Origin of the sequence: Arenibacter aquaticus, from assembly GCF_003957295.1 — a bacterium.
GTDB classification, from domain to species: domain Bacteria; phylum Bacteroidota; class Bacteroidia; order Flavobacteriales; family Flavobacteriaceae; genus Arenibacter; species Arenibacter aquaticus.
In genome coordinates this window covers 91,795-110,207 of the sequence record NZ_RQPJ01000001.1, presented here as the reverse complement: position 1 = coordinate 110,207, position 18,413 = coordinate 91,795, and the positions used below count along the sequence as shown (strand labels likewise).

The 18,413-nt window shown below is 42.0% G+C and carries 15 protein-coding genes; 10 read left to right on the top strand and 5 right to left on the bottom strand.

What is annotated here, in order from left to right:
- The first annotated feature begins 1 nt into the window (after position 1).
- From EHW67_RS00455 to EHW67_RS00440, 4 genes are all read left to right on the top strand, one after another.
- On the top strand, positions 2–796 hold the full coding sequence (locus EHW67_RS00455) for a gluconate 5-dehydrogenase (protein ID WP_126160378.1): 795 nt from the start codon (positions 2–4) through the stop codon (positions 794–796).
- Positions 797–1,352: 556 nt separating this feature from the next.
- Positions 1,353–1,637 (top strand): hypothetical protein, encoded by a 285-nt coding sequence (locus tag EHW67_RS00450; protein WP_126160377.1) that lies wholly within the window; start codon positions 1,353–1,355, stop codon positions 1,635–1,637.
- Between the two features lie 344 nt (positions 1,638–1,981).
- Positions 1,982–4,825 carry a DUF1549 domain-containing protein gene (locus tag EHW67_RS00445; RefSeq protein ID WP_126160376.1) on the top strand — a complete coding sequence of 948 codons (2,844 nt, stop codon included), beginning with the start codon at positions 1,982–1,984 and terminating at the stop codon, positions 4,823–4,825.
- A 5-nt stretch (positions 4,826–4,830) separates the two neighbouring features.
- The gene (locus tag EHW67_RS00440) at positions 4,831–6,285 is read left to right on the top strand and encodes a DUF1501 domain-containing protein (RefSeq protein WP_126160375.1); all 1,455 of its coding nucleotides are present in this window, start codon (positions 4,831–4,833) and stop codon (positions 6,283–6,285) included.
- Between the two features lie 393 nt (positions 6,286–6,678).
- On the opposite strand, the gene EHW67_RS00435 is transcribed toward EHW67_RS00440, so the two are convergent.
- From EHW67_RS00435 to EHW67_RS00425, 3 genes are all read right to left on the bottom strand, one after another.
- Positions 6,679–8,013 carry a sugar porter family MFS transporter gene (locus EHW67_RS00435; RefSeq protein WP_126160374.1) on the bottom strand — a complete coding sequence of 445 codons (1,335 nt, stop codon included), beginning with the start codon at positions 8,011–8,013 and terminating at the stop codon, positions 6,679–6,681.
- A 136-nt stretch (positions 8,014–8,149) separates the two neighbouring features.
- Positions 8,150–8,407 (bottom strand): hypothetical protein, encoded by a 258-nt coding sequence (locus EHW67_RS00430; protein WP_126160373.1) that lies wholly within the window; start codon positions 8,405–8,407, stop codon positions 8,150–8,152.
- 17 nt (positions 8,408–8,424) lie between these two features.
- Complete coding sequence (locus EHW67_RS00425; RefSeq protein ID WP_126160372.1) at positions 8,425–9,660, bottom strand: 3-deoxy-D-manno-octulosonic acid transferase; 1,236 nt, start codon at positions 9,658–9,660, stop codon at positions 8,425–8,427.
- 115 nt (positions 9,661–9,775) lie between these two features.
- Here EHW67_RS00425 and EHW67_RS00420 point away from each other — a divergent pair, with 115 nt between their 5' ends.
- From EHW67_RS00420 to EHW67_RS00405, 4 genes are all read left to right on the top strand, one after another.
- Entirely contained in the window at positions 9,776–10,942 is a 1,167-nt protein-coding gene (locus EHW67_RS00420) for a DegT/DnrJ/EryC1/StrS family aminotransferase (protein WP_126160371.1), read from the top strand.
- A 67-nt stretch (positions 10,943–11,009) separates the two neighbouring features.
- On the top strand, positions 11,010–12,026 hold the full coding sequence (galE, locus tag EHW67_RS00415) for a UDP-glucose 4-epimerase GalE (protein ID WP_126160370.1): 1,017 nt from the start codon (positions 11,010–11,012) through the stop codon (positions 12,024–12,026).
- A 180-nt stretch (positions 12,027–12,206) separates the two neighbouring features.
- The gene (locus EHW67_RS00410) at positions 12,207–12,635 is read left to right on the top strand and encodes a hypothetical protein (protein ID WP_126160369.1); all 429 of its coding nucleotides are present in this window, start codon (positions 12,207–12,209) and stop codon (positions 12,633–12,635) included.
- A gap of 145 nt (positions 12,636–12,780) precedes the next feature.
- The gene (locus EHW67_RS00405) at positions 12,781–13,137 is read left to right on the top strand and encodes a hypothetical protein (protein WP_126160368.1); all 357 of its coding nucleotides are present in this window, start codon (positions 12,781–12,783) and stop codon (positions 13,135–13,137) included.
- A gap of 1 nt (position 13,138) precedes the next feature.
- Here EHW67_RS00405 and EHW67_RS00400 read toward each other — a convergent pair whose 3' ends face one another.
- A complete protein-coding gene (locus EHW67_RS00400; protein WP_238389805.1) occupies positions 13,139–13,669 on the bottom strand; it encodes an alpha-ketoglutarate decarboxylase in 531 nt (176 codons plus the stop codon).
- Between the two features lie 104 nt (positions 13,670–13,773).
- On the opposite strand from EHW67_RS00400, the gene EHW67_RS00395 reads away from it, so the two are divergent.
- Together EHW67_RS00395 and odhB are read left to right on the top strand one after the other, a co-directional pair.
- The gene (locus tag EHW67_RS00395; protein WP_126160367.1) at positions 13,774–16,608 is read left to right on the top strand and encodes a 2-oxoglutarate dehydrogenase E1 component; all 2,835 of its coding nucleotides are present in this window, start codon (positions 13,774–13,776) and stop codon (positions 16,606–16,608) included.
- Positions 16,609–16,691: 83 nt separating this feature from the next.
- Positions 16,692–17,912, top strand: coding sequence for a 2-oxoglutarate dehydrogenase complex dihydrolipoyllysine-residue succinyltransferase (odhB, locus tag EHW67_RS00390; RefSeq protein ID WP_126160366.1), 1,221 nt, complete (start codon positions 16,692–16,694; stop codon positions 17,910–17,912).
- 60 nt (positions 17,913–17,972) lie between these two features.
- Here odhB and EHW67_RS00385 read toward each other — a convergent pair whose 3' ends face one another.
- Positions 17,973–18,413 (bottom strand): retropepsin-like aspartic protease family protein, encoded by a 441-nt coding sequence (locus tag EHW67_RS00385; protein WP_126160365.1) that lies wholly within the window; start codon positions 18,411–18,413, stop codon positions 17,973–17,975.

Below are 18,413 nucleotides of genomic sequence, written 5' to 3'. Positions count from 1 at the left end.
AATGAGTACAGCATTATTTAACTTACAGGGAAAAGTAGCTTTGGTAACCGGGAGCACACATGGCTTGGGTATGGCCATGGCCAAAGGACTGGGGAAAGCCGGTGCAACCATTGTTGTAAATGGGAATTCATCCAAGAAAAAAGTAGACGATGCCGTTAAGATTTACGAGGCAGAGGGTATCAAAGCTGTTGGTTTTCAGTTTGATGTAACTAGCGAATTGGAAGTGCGTCAGGCGGTGAACGATATATATACCAAGGTGGGGCCTATAGATATTTTGGTAAACAATGCCGGCATAATAAAACGTACGCCTCTTGAAGAAATGGAGGTAGCGGATTTTAAGGAGGTTTTGGATGTGGATCTTGTGAGTCCCTTTATTGTTTCCAAGCAGGTGGTTAAAAGCATGATAGAAAGAAAACAGGGGAAAATTATAAATATTTGCTCCATGATGAGCGAGTTGGGTAGAAATACCGTTGGAGCTTATGCGGCTGCCAAGGGAGGGCTTAAAATGTTGACCCAAAATATGGCCACGGAATGGGCTAAACACAATATCCAGATCAACGGAATTGGGCCTGGTTATTTTGCAACTTCCCAAACCGCTCCCATACGCGTTGATGGCCATCCGTTTAACGACTTCATTATTAATAGAACACCAGCGGCCAAATGGGGAGACCCGGACGACTTGGCAGGGGCGGCCATATTCCTAGCTTCCAAAGCCAGTGATTTTGTCAATGGACATATTCTATACGTAGATGGAGGTATTTTGGCCACTATAGGTAAACCCAGTAACGAGGATTAAACACCTTTAAGGGGTATGGTCCAGATAGCCAACAAAGGACAATTAATTTGTATTCGGTCTTAAGGCCATACCGCAATCTACATAACTTATTTTTAACGGACGGGCCCTTATACCCGTCCGTTTTTGTTTCCAATACTACATTTTATCCAAGGTTTGATAAAGTTGAACGGTGATATTTTGAATGTTGCGCCAACTAAAGTAATTTTAATTAAATCTGTTGCTTGCCAAGGATAGCGCAATTTTAGGAAATATTGTCCCAAGACCTAAGATTATAAGTTTAGGTAAGCAGCTGTTTGGTATCCGTTATAATGGAAAAGCGGTAAATTGTAAAAAGATGAAACGGAAATTTAATTTTATAGACCTTATGTTGACGTTTAGTGGTGCTTTTGCACTCATTGTTTTTGTACTTATTTTGTCGAAATTTGTTTAAATACGTCAAGGGTCCATTTAATTGCGGCAATAATAGTTCTTAACAATGGGGTCCAAGAGTACTGTTCCTATCGTAAATATAGTATCCTGTAATGGATGGTATATTATTTAATTTAAAATTGTAAGAATGTCTAAAACAACGGCTCGTTGGTTAGTGGTATTGGGGATCGTAGTGGTTGGTTTTGTAGTAGGAATTTATCTGCAGGACCTGAAGCACAAGGAGAGTACCGCAGCGGCCTGGAAAGCCAATCGGTTCAATGTGTCAAGATTTAACAAAATAATGAGATATGCCGGAGAAATGAATTCGGACAATTGGTCCATCATGCGAGATAGCATAGGCGGGCAGTTGGATAGTTTAATGATATTGCGCTTCAGAAAGGAAGTGGATAGTATGAAAGCTGCCCAAAAATAACATATAGCCCATTACAAAATGGTCTTTTACTGTCACTGTTCCCAGAGAGACTCTCAGTATAGTCCTACATTACTTCTATTAGAACACTTTTCTACTCAATAGTCCTGCCTTTAGGTTGTACTACACCTTATCCACAAGTAAAATTCACTGCTGGTTTTTGCCATAGTTTTGGAATTAACTTAATTTCCATTAAACATTTATGAATTGTTCCTACAGGTCCTAGACCTTTTTTTTCATCACCTTGCTGAAGCCAGTTGAGTACTTTTTATTTGCCATGTTACGGATTGCCATTACATAGGTGTCACAGTTTGATGGGGTTAATAAAAAAATATTAAATTGCAGCTATGGATATAAATTCGTGGGACTGGATATTTCAGTTTTTAGGCCGATTGCACCCAATGGTGGTGCACTTCCCAATAGGTCTATTAGTGGTTGCCTACTTTTTGGAGTTATTGACCATAGGGGGAAAGCGCCAAGGTTTAAGGGAGGGCATTAATTGGATGGTAGCCCTGGGGAGTATCTTTGCTATCCTATCTGCTATATTGGGCTGGTTGCTTCGTTCCCATGACGACTATCAGGGAGAACTTGTTCTACTGCATCAGAATGTGGGTATTGCCACTGCGCTCCTGGCCACAATTTCCTGGATATTACTATATAACACCCTAAATGGTAAGCTTTTTAATTATGCTTATTACAGACTAGGGATTACCCTAACTGTAATCTTTTTAGCGGTTACCGGGCATTTTGGTGCCAGCCTTACCCATGGGGAGGATTATTTAACCAGTGTTTTGCCCCATAACGAGGATGCTTATGACAATGCCGAGCTGGTTTTGTTGTTGTCGGAACTGCAACAGCATGATTCATTATCGGAAAAACAGCAAGAAGACCTTAATCTGGGGGTACGGGCCATCTTAGCGCATAACTGTTATCAGTGTCACAGTGAGAACAAACAAAAAGGGGAGTTGATATTGGACAATAAGGAAGGGGTCTTCAAAGGTGGTAAATCAGGCCCTGTAATTGTTGCCGGGAATCTAAGTGAAAGTGAACTCTTTAGAAGGATCAGCCTTCCTTCCAATCATGATGAGGTAATGCCAAAAAAGGGCAAGGTCCTGAAAAAAAGTGAAATAGAGCTTATTGGCCTATGGATCAAAAATGGGGCACACTGGTCCGATAGGGCTTTGAAAATTTTTCCTGAGGCCCCGCTGGCACTTTCCAAACCTATATTGCCAAGCCATAGTGACGAGATTCATCCTGTTGACAAAATAATGGATGCCTATTTTGAGGAAAATAAGGCAGAATGGCCAGATCTAATTGACGATAGGATTTTTATAAGACGGGCCTATTTGGATATCATAGGCTTACTGCCACAACCAGAAGATATAGAAGAATTTATAGCTAGTACCGATAGAGATAAAAGAGCCAAGTTGGTAGATCACCTGTTGGAGGATACCCATAACTATACTCAGCACTGGATGAGTTTTTGGAATGATTTATTGCGGAATGATTACAGCGGAACAGGATTCATTACGGGGGGGCGGAAGCAAATTACAGATTGGCTGTACAAGTCATTGGAGGCCAATAAATCCTATGATTCAATGGTAAAGGAATTGGTAAACCCCACTCCCGAATCCGAAGGCTTTATAAAAGGTATAAAATGGCGTGGCTTGGTCAATGCCAGTCAGCGAACAGAAATGCAGGCTGCACAGAATATAGGTCAGTCCCTATTGGGGGTCAATGTTAAATGTGCTTCCTGTCATAATAGTTTTGTAAGTAATCTTACTTTAGAGCAGTCCTATGGTTTTGCTTCTGTTTTTGCCGATTCTATTTTGGAGCTCAATCGTTGCGATATGCCCATAGGGAAGATGGCCAAGGTAAACTTTCTGTACCCCGAATTGGGCTCGGTAGATGCCGATAATCTTGAAGAAAGGTTATCCCTCTTATCCCAGGTAATGGTGAAGCCAGAAAATGGGAGGTTGTACAGAACCCTTACCAATAGGTTTTGGAAGCGATTCATGGGCAGGGGGATCATAGAGCCGGTAGATGAAATGGACAATGAGCCTTGGAATGCAGATTTGCTGGATTGGTTGGCGGCAGATTTCGTGGACTCAGGTTATGATATCAAACATTTGATAAAAATGATAGTAACGTCCAAGACCTATCAGTTAAGATCTACCAGGTTGGCTACGGCCGAAGGGATAAAGAACGGTTATGTCTTTAATGGCCCCTTATTGAGACGTCTCAGCGCTGAGCAATTCTCTGATGCCGTAAGCCAGGTTATAGCCCCAATGTATTATGGTGTAGCCTATGATCCAAAAAACGAAGACTTGCCAACATCCAGAATATGGCACAGGGAAATGAAATATGACCGTGATGTACTGCCCGAGCCAGGGAAACGGTTTTTTCGCCATGTATTTACCTTGGCAAAAAAAGAGGTAGAAGAGGCTACAGCTCTTATTTCGGTTGATCATTCCTATACCTTATATGTAAATGGAAAAGAAGTTTCCAAAGGAACAGACTGGAGAAAAGTGGATAGGGTTGCTGTTACCCAGATGCTTGTTGCGGGTAAAAATGTAATCGCCATAGAAGGTATTAATGAAGGGGCTATCGCCAATCCGGCAGGGATCCTTTTCGCTATGAAAGTTCGTTATAAGGATGGGGAGGAAACTATGATAAATTCCAATACATCTTGGTTGAGTACCCATAATTTGCCTGAGGAGGGATGGATGGCATTGGATTATGATCCTGATGGCTGGAAGAAAGTGAGAAATTATGGATCCAACAACTGGGATAAATTGGTGAACTTTACTTTCGGAAGCCATAAAGAGAAATTTGCCAGGGCCAGCCTCGTAAAACAACATCCTTTTATGAAGGCCATGGGAAGGCCAAGTAGGGAGAACGTGGCTACCTCCAGGGACGAACAAGCCACTTTATTGCAGGCGCTAGAGTTGACCAATGGAGAGTATTTTAATGGGGTACTCAAAGAGGGGGCAGCAGATTGGCTTGCTAAATATGGTAGTCAGAATAAGGAAATAGTAGTGGATCTATATCAAAAAACCTTGGGCCGTAGTCCAACGCCCAAGGAAAGGGAAATATTGCTCAGTACATTGCAGACCAGTAAAAAGGAAGAGGCATTGCAAGACCTATTTTGGTCAGTGATGGTCTTGCCGGAATTTCAATTTATATATTGATGAATATGAACAAGGATAGTATTAATGGGGCCTCCCGTAGGGATTTTGTCAAAAAAATGGCAGCGGCAAGTGTGGCTGCTGCAACTACCAGTATTCCCATGGCCAGTTTTTTAAGTTCTTGTAGTAACGATCATTCTTTGGCTTCCAAAGCTGATACGGTTATACTTTTATGGATGGCAGGGGGTATGGCCCATACGGAAACTTTTGACCCAAAAGCCTATGTGCCTTACTCCAAGGGGGTGGAAAGCAAAAGGGTATTGAGTACTTTTCCCAAGGTGCCAACCGCAGTAGACGGTCTTCACTTCTCCAAGGGATTGGAATCCATTGGCAGTGTTATGGACAAAGGTGCCATCATCCGCTCCTATAAGTCGGCAGATCTTGGGCATATCCTTCATACACGTCATCAGTATCATTGGCATACCTGTTATGAGCCTCCTCAGTCTGTACAGGCGCCACACATTGGGGCGTGGATCGCCAAGGAGCTGGGTCCCAACAATCCCGTCATACCTCCATTTATAGCCATGGGGCAGCGATTCACAGTAGGAGAGGCTGAAGAGTTAAAGGCCTTTCATTCCGCAGGCTTCCTAGGTACCGAATACGGTCCGTTTTTAATTCCCGATCCTTCCAGCGGCCTGGACAGTGTTAGGCCCCCGCAGGGAATGTCGCTAAAAAGGTTTGAGGCCCGCTATAAACTGTATAAGGAGTTGGCCAATAAGAGCGCGTTGATGGAAGGGGGCAGTGACTATCAAAGAGAATCCCTGATGCGTTCCATGGAACAGTCCTACCGTCTTTTAAATTCTCCCGAAGCCAAAGTGTTCGACCTCTCCCAAGAACCCAAGGAGGTATATGATACCTATAATACGGGTAGATTTGGATTGGGGTGCCTGCTCGCCAAAAGATTGGCTATGAACGGCGGTAGGTTTATTAGTGTTTCCACGGAGTATGAACCCTTCTTGGGTTGGGATACCCATGAAAATGGTCACACCCGTGCCGCAAAAATGAAGGAATTGATAGATAGGCCCATTGCACAGTTGATTAAAGATCTGGATGAGTCTGGCCATTTGGATAGGACACTGATAATCTTGGCCAGCGAATTTAGTAGGGATGCCATTATGGAAGGGCGGCCTGGAGAGCCGGTAAAAGATCAGGTAGATCAACCGGATATTATAGAAGATGAAAAGTTCTATGGCATGCATAGACATTTTACCGATGGGAGCTCTATTCTTATGTGGGGCGGTGGCGTAAAAAAGGGATTGGTCTACGGGAAAACAGCCGATGAAAGACCGTGTTCCTCTATAGAAAACCCAGTAGTGATTGATGAAGTGCACCAGTCTGTTTACCATGCTTTGGGCATCCATCCGGAAACAAACTATACTATTGAAGGTAGGCCGTTTTATACCACCCCGGATGGGAAAGGAAAACCAATATTGGACCTATTTGGAGAGAAATTAATCACCTAATAGCGTCTGTAGTATTTTCTATAAGGACCTATTATTTTCTCCTTTTGGAGGTTTGGATTTCAAAATAAGAAACTCCGGCTATATTGGTATCATATAACGGGAATGGGAAAGGCCCATCAAAGAAGGTTGTAAATTAAAAGAAGCCGAACGCGGCCAAAATTAGGCATACTACCACGGCCAATAAAATGGCGACCAATACAACCACCATTAAGCTGAGGAATCCATTAAGGACCCTTGTACCAAAAGTAACATTTTCCATAATACTAAGATTTTTATACAATTTAATGAATAATCCGCATATTATCACCAGTTTATACGGCAAATCTTAATCAAGTGCCTATTATCGTATACTTATCCGTTGTACTGTTAAAATTTTCGATAAAATGCTGATAATCAATTGGAGGGGGTCCCTTGTTTACTTAACTTTTTACTGAGTGCCTCAAGTGAGATCCCCTTTGTTTCTGGCATTAGGAACATAACAAAGAGAAGTTGTAAGACCATCATAAAGGCGAAAAAGCCAAATACCGGTCCAGGGCCTATCCAGGCAAAAAGTGATGGAATAGAAGAAGGTATGATCCAAGCCAAGACCCAATGTACAGAGCTGCCAAAAGCTTGCCCTGAACCTCTTAGGTGATTGGGGAATATCTCAGAAATAAAAACCCAGATAACCGCTCCTTGCCCTATGGCATGGGAGGCTATAAAGAGGAATAGAAAAATAGGGACTGCCATGCCTTCCCAATTTAAAATAAAGGCGGCTGCTACCAAAGATAGCGATATGATATAGCCAAAAGATCCAAAATACATAAGTTGCTTGCGCCCTAAGCGGTCTATTAAAAATATACCCAAAAAGGTAAAAATAAGATTGGTGATACCTATCCCAATGCTGCTGAGCAGTGCAGTGCTTTCACCTAGACCCGCAGCTTCAAAGATACGGGGTGCATAATATAAAAAGGCGTTGATGCCCGAGAACTGATTGAAGAATGCAATTAAAAATGCCAAGGTTAACGGAAAGCGATATTTTTTCATAAAGATGCTCTCTGATGCTGTACCTTTTTCCTCACCATAGGCCAACTCTGCTTTTAATTCTTCGTTGGATATATTGGGGTTTATGGTGAACAGTATTTTTTTGGCTTCTTCTGTTCGGTTTTTGGTCATAAGCCATCTTGGACTTTTTGGTACCGTAACCACAAACAAAGTATAGAGTATAGCTGGAATTGCCTCTACACCTACCATCCATCGCCAATCATTTTCACCAATGCCACTAAGGGCAAAGTTGGACATAAAGGCCACCATGATACCAAAAACGAGCATAAACTGATAGAGCCCAACCAACCTTCCTCTGTCCTTGGCCGGCGCAATTTCGGAAATATAGGCTGGGGCGGCTACCGTAGAGGCACCAACACCCAACCCTCCTACAAACCTAAAAATTCCAAAAGAAACCGGATCATTGCAGAGAGCAGAGCCAATGGCCGATATAGAATACAATATTCCTATCCAGATCAAAGTGTTTTTCCTGCCAATTTTGTTGGTAGGGATACCTCCCAACAAGGCTCCTATGACTGTTCCAAATAAAGCCATTCCAATTACCACGGTTCCGTGAAAGGCCTCGGTAGTGTTCCACAATATCTGAAGTTTTTTTTCCGCACCGGAAATAACTACGGTATCAAAACCAAATAGAAAACCTGCCAGTGCAGCAATTAATGAAATTCGTAGAATTTTGGTATTCATGATAAAGTGTGTTGTTTTTTGTAAATCTAACAAAAAAAGCAACTTTATGCGGTAAGATTGTAAATTTCTAATATAGAATAGCTGAATTTGGGTCGGTTTTCTTTAATGGTGGTGTCCGTATACCTCAAAGTCTTGGTTACAAAACCGCTATTTTTACCCTTAAGCTGTCCATGGTGCGGGATTTGTTCCGGTACTTGTTCTTGTTGCGGCTGTTGTTGGAATCTGGAACATTCTTTTGTGGTGCCAAGCTCTTGTTCTTGTCCTGGGATTCTAAAGAAGGAGTAGATTCAGGGGTAGTATTCTGGGGCTGTTTGTCTAAGGGCTCCCTACAGCAAAAACACAAAAAGAGCAAAACACCTAAACTAATTAGGTGTGTAATTCTGGGATATAGCATAATCGTAACATTGGGGTCTACAGTAATGTACGAATGTATTCAATGATTTGGATGCTAGCTCCTTTATTTTTAGAGACATAGCTGCTGTTGATATTACCGGTTTTTTGTAGAAAGGAAACATCATTTTCCAGTTGATGGCACACGGTCTTAAATTCAGATTTGGACCCTACTACTAAAATTCCCCCTAGGGCTACCAAGTCTTCCGCTTCCTTAAAACCTTGGTATTTTGGGCCTATAATAACGGGAATCCCATGTACCGAAGGCTCCAAGGTGTTGTGTAATCCGGTGGCAAACCCGCCTCCTACATAGGAGATGTCCGCATAGCTATAGATTTTGGTCAATATGCCAATGGTATCCACTATCAATACCTTATAATCAGCCAAATCGTTGTCTCTTATTTCGGAATATAGGATTGTTTTTTTGTTGATGGTCGACTTGAGTTTGGCAATATGCTCAGATTTTATATTGTGGGGGGCAAGGACAAACTTTAAGGAGGTGTCATCGGAATTTATGTAGGGAACTATGACCTCCTCATCTTCTGGCCAGGTGCTTCCGGCTACCATGATGCGCGATTGGTTTTTAAATCTTTGCATGAAGTCTAGGCTATTATCCCTTTCCAGGATTTCCATAACCCGGTCAAATCGGGTGTCTCCACTAATTGTTGTATTCTCTATATCTATATTTTTCAACAGTTGAACAGACTGGGAATCCTGAACAAAGATATGGGTGAAAGATTCTAAGGCCTTCCGCATAAAACCGCCATAAGATTTAAAGTATATCTGGTTTTTTTTAAAAATGGAGGAGATTAATAAGGTAGGGGTCTTTTTAGCTGACAACAGCCTTAAATAATTGGGCCATATTTCATATTTAACGAAAACAACGAGTTTAGGGTCCACTAATTTCAGAAACCGTTTTGCATTTTTAGTGCTATCCAAGGGCAGATAACATATGAGATCTGCTGAAGCTGTATTTTTTTTGATTTCGTAGCCCGATGGGGAAAAAAAGCTGACCAGTATACGATAATTGGGATAGTGACGCCTTAGTTTTTCTATAATGGGCAGGCCTTGTTCAAATTCTCCCAAGGAAGCGGTATGGACCCAAATAATTTGATCACCGTCTGCAATATTCTCCTGTAAATAAGGGAATACTTCTTTTCTGCCCTCGGTGAAAAGCTTGATCTTTGGAAGGAACAAACTAAGTATTCTTAGGAAAAATGAGGTTAGCCGTACTGCAAAATTGTATATCGTAAACACTTCACTATGGTTTGGGGCTAAATTACACTTCTTTCTATTAATTACATTGGCTGCCAATCCATATTTTTGTAATATTGTTTGCGCCAAACTTGGTTTGGAATCTAAGATATAATCAATGAAAAAAATTCAAATGGTTGACCTTAATGGTCAATACGAGGAAATAAAGGATGAGGTAAACGCGTCTATAGCCAATGTATTGGAAACCGCTGCTTTTGTAAACGGTCCGGAAGTACATGCATTTCAAAAGGAGTTGGAGGATTATTTGGGGGTTAAACACGTGATTCCCTGTGCAAATGGTACGGATGCACTTCAGATTGCCATGATGGGACTTGGCCTTAAACCAGGGGATGAGGTAATTACGGCCAATTTTACCTTTGCGGCAACAGTAGAGGTAATTGCGCTATTGCAATTGACGCCGGTACTGGTAGATGTAGATCCCAATAGTTTTAATATAGACCCCCTTGCCTTGGAGAAGGCCATTACACCTAAGACCAAGGCTATTGTTCCGGTCCACCTTTTTGGTCAATGTGCCAATATGGAGGCAGTGCTGGATATCGCAAAGAGACATAACTTATATGTCATTGAAGACAATGCCCAGGCTATTGGTGCCGATTATACATTTCAAAACGGAAAAAAACAGAAGGCTGGTACCATGGGGCATGTGGCCGCTACCTCCTTCTTTCCATCAAAGAATTTAGGATGTTATGGAGATGGCGGGGCTATTTTTACCAATGATGACGATTTGGCCCATACCCTTAGGGGGATCGTAAACCACGGTATGTACGAACGCTATCATCATGATGTGGTTGGGGTAAACTCCAGATTGGATTCTATTCAGGCAGCGGTACTGCGATCAAAATTATCCCGATTGGATGATTACAATGCCAGAAGAAGGGAGGCGGCAAGGAGTTACACCGAGGCCTTTGAAGGGAACAAAAATATTATGGTGCCCAAAATGGCCAATGGCTGTTTGGAGATATGCGAAAACTGTGATTGTCATGTGTTTCATCAGTATACCTTGCGCATCCTTAATGGTCAGCGAGACGCATTGGTAAAGCATCTAGGAGAAAAACAAATTCCGTGTGGGGTGTACTATCCCATACCACTGCATAAACAAAAGGCCTATCAGGATGAGCGTTATCAGGAAAAGGACTTTCCTATAACCAATCAATTGGTCAAGGAGGTAATTTCGTTGCCCATGCATACCGAATTGGACGATGAGCAAATTACCTTTATCACAGAAACCGTTAATCAGTTTGTAAACAAACCCTTATCAAGCTAAGGAACTTTCGGTTTTCAAATCAATAACAAGATAATATTTGACCAACATAAAAAGTAAAGATCAATTCATGAAAATATTGGTAACAGGAGGTTTGGGATTTATAGGTTCCCATACCACGGTAGAATTACAAAACAAAGGCTTTGAAGTCGTAATTATAGATGATTTGTCCAATTCTTCCGAAAAGGTTTTGGATGGCATTGTGGCCATAACTGGGAAACGGCCGGTTTTTGAAAAACTGGACCTTAAGGAAAGGTCCAAGGTGGAGGACTTCTTTAAAAGACATCAGGATATTGCTGGGGTTATACATTTTGCGGCCTCCAAGGCAGTGGGTGAGAGTGTAGAAAAACCCTTGTTGTACTACGAGAATAATATAGGAACTTTGGTGTACCTTCTTAAGGAACTCTCCCAAAAAAGTAGGGCCAGTTTTATTTTTAGTTCCTCCTGTACTGTATATGGGCAAGCCGATAAAATGCCCATTACGGAAACAGCGCCCGTAAAAGTGGCAGAATCGCCCTATGGCAATACCAAGCAAATGGGGGAAGAGATAATAAGGGACACCTGTAATGTTACACCGGGAATAAATGCCATAGCGCTGCGATACTTTAATCCCATGGGGGCGCATCCAAGTGCCGAAATTGGGGAATTGCCCATAGGTGTGCCACAAAATCTAGTTCCTTTTATTACCCAAACGGGAATTGGGATAAGGGAGCAACTTTCTGTTTTTGGTGGCGATTACCCAACACAAGATGGTACTTGTATTAGAGATTATATTCATGTAGTGGACCTTGCCAAGGCACATGTGGTTGCCTTAGAACGTCTGCTGGGGAGTAAGAACCAGGAAAATTATGAGGTGTTTAACGTTGGGACCGGTAAAGGAAGTTCGGTTCTTGAAGTCATCAAGAGTTTTGAAAAGGTATCTGGAGAGAAATTGAATTATAAAATAGTAGATCGTAGGCCAGGAGATATTACATCGGCCTTTGCAGATACCACCAAGGCTAACGAAGTGCTGGGATGGAAGGCGGAATCTACCTTGGATGAGGCTATGAAATCGGCTTGGCTTTGGGAGCAAAAAATACGGAAGTAAATTAAAATTCTACTCAGGGCAATATTAATAGGGGACTTGCTCCTTCATTACTGTAGCATAAAGGAAAGCCTTTTCCAAGGTCTTCCGCAAAGTACCTTCTTTTGGTTGTTTTTTGGGCAATTGGTTTATGGTCCAAGCAACCACTCCGGTGTTTTTGTATCCTAAAAAAAAAGGAGAAAAATGAAATATTTGATTGGCCTATTAATTGTTTTGCTTGTATCTAATTGCAATGATAGTGACGTAGAAGATCAACCCGATTGTGCTGATATAGCTTGTACCCAAGAATATAGAACTATTACGGTAAACGTGAAGGATAGGGAGGGTAATGCCGTTGCCTTGGATATGTTTTCCGTGGTGATATTGCCAAATGAAACAGATATCACCGCAGACTGGTCCGATAATGAGATTGAATTGATGGCTAAAAATGGGGTCTATCCTTTATTCAGTGATAAGTATTCCAATACCTATAGGAATAGGCAAATTGAGATTAACTTTAAGGGATATTTAGACGATAAGCAGGTGTTGGATGCCAATTATACGGTGGGGGCTGATTGTTGCCATGTATTTTTAGTGGATGGGGAGACCAATTTGATAGTAGGAGACCTTTAATGTTCAAGGTAGCGAAGAGAGGGAATTAGTAGTTATTTAATACTGTGGTTCAAAATAAAACAGGCCCTAGTTGCTACCATTTAAAAAAAAATAGGTTTTTTGATGAGTTAAAAAACCATTTTAAATTTAATCCCGTAAATAGGATATGGTAAAAAACTTCTCCAATAGCTCGGCCTTGCTCAAATATGCCGAGGATAAAGACCTTTATCAGAATCTAGTGAGCCAACTACAGAAAGATTTTGTGTTTGCCAATGTGTATGTTGATTTTACACCTGGCATAACCCCTGTGGAATTAAAAACAAGGGTATTGGAGAAGGTGTACTATTTAATTATGGAAAAATTCTCTGATTACCTTAATCTGCTGTATATTGTTGATGTTCCGGAGAAGGTGGTAAAATCAATTGAAGCTACGGATGTAGTGGAGATTTCGGAGCAGGTTACATTTGAAATTTTAAAAAGGGAGTGGCAAAAAGTGTGGTTTAGGCAGGAGTATGGTTCCTAGATTAGAAATAAACCCTTACAAATGGCATTAGGGCGTCTGCATAGATGCTTTTTTCATCGTTGTACAAAACATCATAGCGTATGCCCACGGTAACATTTTTATTGCCATATCCAATTCCGAGGAACAGGGCAGGTGACCAATAGTTTTCTTCTACATTCCCGCCGTCCAGCTCTAGTATACGTTCTACCCTTAGCTGTTCTAACTCGGCTGAAAGTTGTAAGGCGCGAATTGGGTTGATCAGGGATATAAGACTGCCTCCATAAGCTGCAAATTTTGCATTGCGGAATTTGGCATAATTAAAATTGAGTCCGGCTCCAAGCCCTACATATTCATTTGCCTGGTAAATGGCGTTGGGAGAGACCGATGCATTAAAGGAGTCATTGCCAAATCCGAGGCCTATATTACCACCAAAACGCACATTCTTCCAAAAGTTTTGATTGGAAAGAGTTGTTTGCGCAAAACCGAAGCAGCACAAAGCTGTCATAAAAACACTCAAAACCAACTTTTTTTTTAAGGAATGGGCAATTATCATAATTATTGTAATATTTTTCCATTATTCGTGACTAAGATAAGCCTAGATATGCTAAATGTTGTATTTTTGAATAAATTTTGTTCAAAAGACAGAGATATTTTTTCATGGATAAATATTCCTTTTTAAACGCTGCGCATACTTCTTATTTCGCAGAATTATACGATAAGTATTTAATTAATCCCGATAGTGTTGAGCCAAGTTGGAGGGCTTTTTTTCAAGGATTTGATTTTGGCATGGAAAATTCCATGGAAGAATTTTTGGAAGGGACCCAGATGGCAAGTTTGCCCGTAGCTGGTGGACAGGAAGTAGAGGTGCCCCAGACCCTACAGAAAGAATTTCAGGTGGTTCGTTTAATAGATGGTTATAGGACTAGAGGTCACCTGTTTACCAAAACCAATCCGGTACGTGAAAGAAGACAGTATTTTCCAACCTTGGCTTTGGAAAATTTTGGTTTGGGGGAAGAGGATATGGATACGGTATTCACTGCAGGGGAGATTTTGGGTATAGGTCCCAGCTCGTTGAGGCAGATCATAAGCCACCTTACCAGTATATATTGTGATGCCATTGGTGTGGAATATATGTATATCAGAAACCCGGAACGGGTAGGGTGGATCCAGAATTGGTTGAATGTTAATGACAACCATCCAAAATTTAATGCTGATAGAAAGAAGCATATCTTAAAAAAATTAAACGAAGCTGTTTCGTTTGAAGGGTTTTTGCATACCAAATATGTGGGGCAAAAGCGTTTTTCCTTGGAAGGGAATGAGTCGTTGATACCGGCCTTGGATGCCGTTGTGGAACAGGCTGCTGAAATGGGCGTGGAGCAATTTGTTATGGGTATGGCCCATAGGGGAAGGCTAAACGTGCTGACCAATATTTTTGGCAAGAAGGCCAAGGATATTTTTAGCGAGTTTGACGGCAAGGATTATGAACAAGAGATTTTTGATGGAGATGTTAAATACCATTTGGGGTGGACCTCAGGAAGGAAAACGGATAATGGTAAGAAGATTATAATGAACATAGCGCCCAATCCGTCTCATTTGGAGACTGTTGGAGCAGTTGTGGAAGGTATAGCCAGAGCCAAGCAGGATACGCATTATGGAGAGGATTTCTCCAAGGTGCTACCTATTGTGGTACACGGTGATGCAGCTATTGCTGGGCAAGGTTTGGTATATGAAGTGGTGCAAATGGCCAATTTGGATGGGTATAAGACCAATGGTACCATCCATATCGTGGTAAACAACCAAATAGGTTTTACAACCAATTATTTGGATGCCCGTAGTTCTACCTACTGTACAGATGTGGCAAAAGTGACCTTGAGCCCGGTGCTCCACATCAATGCGGACGATCCGGAAGCTGTGGTCCATGCCGCACTTTTTGCCTTGGAGTTCCGCATGCGTTTTAAGCGTGATGTGTTTTTGGACTTGTTGGGATACAGGAAATATGGTCATAACGAAGGGGATGAACCTCGCTTTACGCAACCAAAATTGTACAAGGCCATAGCTAAACATAAAAATCCAAGGGATATCTATGCACAGAAGCTTATTGAAGAGGGGGTGATAGATGAAGATTATGTAAAAGGGCTGGAGCGGGAATACAAGGCTACCTTGGAGGAGGAATTGGAAGATTCCAGAAAAGAGGACAAGACCATTATTACGCCTTTTATGGCCGACGAGTGGAGTGGGTTTACCCATGTTCGGGAGTGGGAGATGATGGATCCCGTGGATACCAAATATGATAAAAAGAAGCTTGATAAAATAGCCAAAGTACTTACAGAACTGCCTAAGAACAAGAAATTCTTGCGTAAGGTAGAGAAGTTGGTCAAGGATCGCAAGGCCATGTATTTTGAAAACAATTCGTTGGATTGGGCCATGGGTGAGTTACTGGCGTACGGTACTTTATTGGAAGAAGGTTATGGCGTGCGCATGTCTGGTCAAGACGTGGAAAGAGGAACATTTTCACACCGCCATGCAGTTATGAAAGTGGAGGAAAGTGAAGAGGAAGTAATGTTGTTGAACCACCTGTCCGAAGATCAGGGTAGGTTTCAGATTTACAATTCTCTCTTGTCTGAATACGGGGTGGTAGGGTTCGACTATGGTTACGCCATGGCAAGTCCCAATACCCTAACTATTTGGGAAGCACAATTTGGGGATTTTAGTAATGGTGCCCAGATCATGATAGATCAATATATTTCTGCAGCGGAAGATAAATGGAAATTGCAGAACGGATTGGTAATGTTGTTGCCCCATGGTTACGAAGGGCAGGGCGCGGAGCATTCCTCTGCCAGAATGGAGCGCTATCTACAACTGTGTGCTAGGGACAATATGTATATTGCCGATGTAACCACACCGGCCAATATGTTCCATTTATTGAGAAGGCAAATGAAGGTAAACTTTAGAAAGCCTTTAATAGTATTTACACCCAAAAGTTTGCTGAGGCATCCAAGGGCCGTATCCACGGTAGAGGAATTTGCAGAAGGAGGCTTCCAAGAGGTGATAGATGATGCAACTGCCAAGGTAGCCAAAATCAAGAGTTTGGTGTTCTGTACCGGTAAGTTTTATTACGATTTGTTGGCCTTTAAAGAGGAAAATAATAGAGAGGATGTTGCCTTGGTGCGTGTAGAGCAGCTCTTCCCTATGCCTACAAGACAAATGAAGGCCATAATGGAGAAGTATAAAAATGCAGAGGACATGGTGTGGGCCCAAGAGGAGCCTAGGAACATGGGCGCTTGGGGGCACTTAACAATGCACTTTAGTGAAGCGCATAAACTAAGGGTGGCCTCAAGAAGATTTTATGCCTCTCCCTCAGCAGGTAGCGCGGTTAGGTCCAAACGCCGCCATCAGCAGGTAATCGACTATGTTTTTGATATAAGCAAAAATAATATGGGTAGGAACCCTGATGCCCTATTGGAGGAACAAAAGGATAGCTCCAAGAATTGAAATAGACAGTGCGGGGTGGCATCTTTAAAAGGATAGATAAAAAAAATAGAGTTTAGACAAAACACAAATTAAAATTATAAAACATGATTTTAGAAATGAAAGTCCCTTCTCCAGGGGAATCCATTACAGAAGTAGAGATTGCAGAATGGTTGGTGAGTGATGGGGATTATGTGGAGAAAGATCAGGCAATAGCAGAAGTGGATTCGGACAAGGCTACCTTGGAACTGCCTGCTGAGGAGAGTGGAATTATAACCTTAAAGGCCGAAGTAGGGGATGCCGTTGCCGTGGGTGCAGTGGTGTGTTTAATAGATACGAGTGCATCCAAGCCTGAAGGAGCAGCCAAGTCTGAAGAAAAATCGGAAGAGAAAAAACCTGAAACCAAGGCGGCGGAAAAACCAGCCGAGACAAAATCCGAAAAAACCTCCTATGCCACCGGTACTGCGTCACCTGCAGCAAAAAAGATTATTGCTGAAAGGGAATTGGATCCTTCCGCAATAAAAGGCACCGGCAAGGATGGCAGGATAACCAAGGAAGATGCCGTTAAGGCTGTTCCTTCCATGGGTACCCCTACTGGTGGATCCAGAGGCGAGAGCAGGACCAAGTTGTCCATGCTGCGCCGTAAGGTTGCCGAAAGATTGGTGGCGGCCAAAAATGAGACGGCCATGCTTACTACCTTTAACGAAGTGGACATGTCGGCTATTTTTGCCTTGAGAAGTGAGTACAAAGAAGATTTTAAAAACAAGCACGGTGTAGGTTTAGGATTTATGTCCTTCTTTACCAAAGCGGTTATAAGGGCCTTGCAGTTATTTCCTTCCGTTAATTCCATGATAGACGGGAAAGAAATGATCACCTATGATTTTTGTGATATCAGTATAGCGGTATCCGGACCCAAAGGACTTATGGTTCCCGTGATCAGAAATGCGGAAAACTTAAGTTTTAGAGGAGTGGAATCTGAAGTAAAAAGGTTGGCAATAAGAGCGCGTGAAGGAGAGATAACGGTAGATGAAATGACGGGTGGAACCTTTACCATTACCAATGGAGGGGTGTTTGGTTCTATGTTGTCTACACCAATTATCAACCCTCCCCAAAGTGCTATATTGGGGATGCACAATATAGTAGAAAGGCCAATTGCCAGGGATGGGGCCATTGCTATAGCACCTATTATGTACGTGGCATTGTCCTATGACCATAGAATAATAGATGGAAAGGAATCTGTTGGGTTCCTTGTTGCTATTAAGGAAGCCTTGGAAAATCCGGAAGAACTATTGATGGATAACAATGTGAAGAAGGCTTTGGAGATGTAAGTAGCCTAAGTTAATGAGTATACGGTTCAAGACCTGCTGGATGTTTTATTCTGGCAGGTCTTATTGTTTTATGTAAAGCCGTGCTTTTTTGTAATCAATAATAGCCTTGCCCTTTTTTAGAACGTCGGCGCCAATTATACCGTCTACGGGCAGCGCGTTGTGGGAGGTAAGGGCCTGATTGACGTGTACCAGGTCAAAAAGAACAATTTTTTGCTTTTTTGTATGCCATGCTCCCAGTTCTATCCTGTTTTTGGTAGATAATTTGGTGAGCATTTCGGTAGCGCCCGCTCCAGCCGCTTTTATCTTGGAGTCCTTGGAATTAAGCTTGAAAAATTCAATTTTATCAAGTCCTATGCAGGTGTTTGATGCCCCGGTGTCCAGGATAAACCTTCCTTTTATTCCATTGATGGTTGCGGTAATTTCAAAGTGATTGGTCGCCGTAAGGACCAGTGGAATGGCAATGTAGTTTTTTTTGCTTAGAAATTTTTTAAGACTGGTCAT

Bases quoted from the DNA above. Each gene is read 5' to 3' on its own strand.
- EHW67_RS00455 (WP_126160378.1), top strand. From the start codon at position 2: ATGAGTACAGCATTATTTAACTTACAGGGAAAAGTAGCTTTGGTAACC.
- EHW67_RS00450 (WP_126160377.1), top strand. From the start codon at position 1,353: ATGTCTAAAACAACGGCTCGTTGGTTAGTGGTATTGGGGATCGTAGTG.
- EHW67_RS00445 (WP_126160376.1), top strand. From the start codon at position 1,982: ATGGATATAAATTCGTGGGACTGGATATTTCAGTTTTTAGGCCGATTG.
- EHW67_RS00440 (WP_126160375.1), top strand. From the start codon at position 4,831: ATGAACAAGGATAGTATTAATGGGGCCTCCCGTAGGGATTTTGTCAAA.
- EHW67_RS00435 (WP_126160374.1), bottom strand. From the start codon at position 8,013: ATGAATACCAAAATTCTACGAATTTCATTAATTGCTGCACTGGCAGGT.
- EHW67_RS00430 (WP_126160373.1), bottom strand. From the start codon at position 8,407: ATGCTATATCCCAGAATTACACACCTAATTAGTTTAGGTGTTTTGCTC.
- EHW67_RS00420 (WP_126160371.1), top strand. From the start codon at position 9,776: ATGAAAAAAATTCAAATGGTTGACCTTAATGGTCAATACGAGGAAATA.
- galE (WP_126160370.1), top strand. From the start codon at position 11,010: ATGAAAATATTGGTAACAGGAGGTTTGGGATTTATAGGTTCCCATACC.
- EHW67_RS00410 (WP_126160369.1), top strand. From the start codon at position 12,207: ATGAAATATTTGATTGGCCTATTAATTGTTTTGCTTGTATCTAATTGC.
- EHW67_RS00405 (WP_126160368.1), top strand. From the start codon at position 12,781: ATGGTAAAAAACTTCTCCAATAGCTCGGCCTTGCTCAAATATGCCGAG.
- EHW67_RS00400 (WP_238389805.1), bottom strand. From the start codon at position 13,669: ATGATAATTGCCCATTCCTTAAAAAAAAAGTTGGTTTTGAGTGTTTTT.
- EHW67_RS00395 (WP_126160367.1), top strand. From the start codon at position 13,774: ATGGATAAATATTCCTTTTTAAACGCTGCGCATACTTCTTATTTCGCA.
- odhB (WP_126160366.1), top strand. From the start codon at position 16,692: ATGATTTTAGAAATGAAAGTCCCTTCTCCAGGGGAATCCATTACAGAA.
- EHW67_RS00385 (WP_126160365.1), bottom strand. From the start codon at position 18,413: ATGACCAGTCTTAAAAAATTTCTAAGCAAAAAAAACTACATTGCCATT.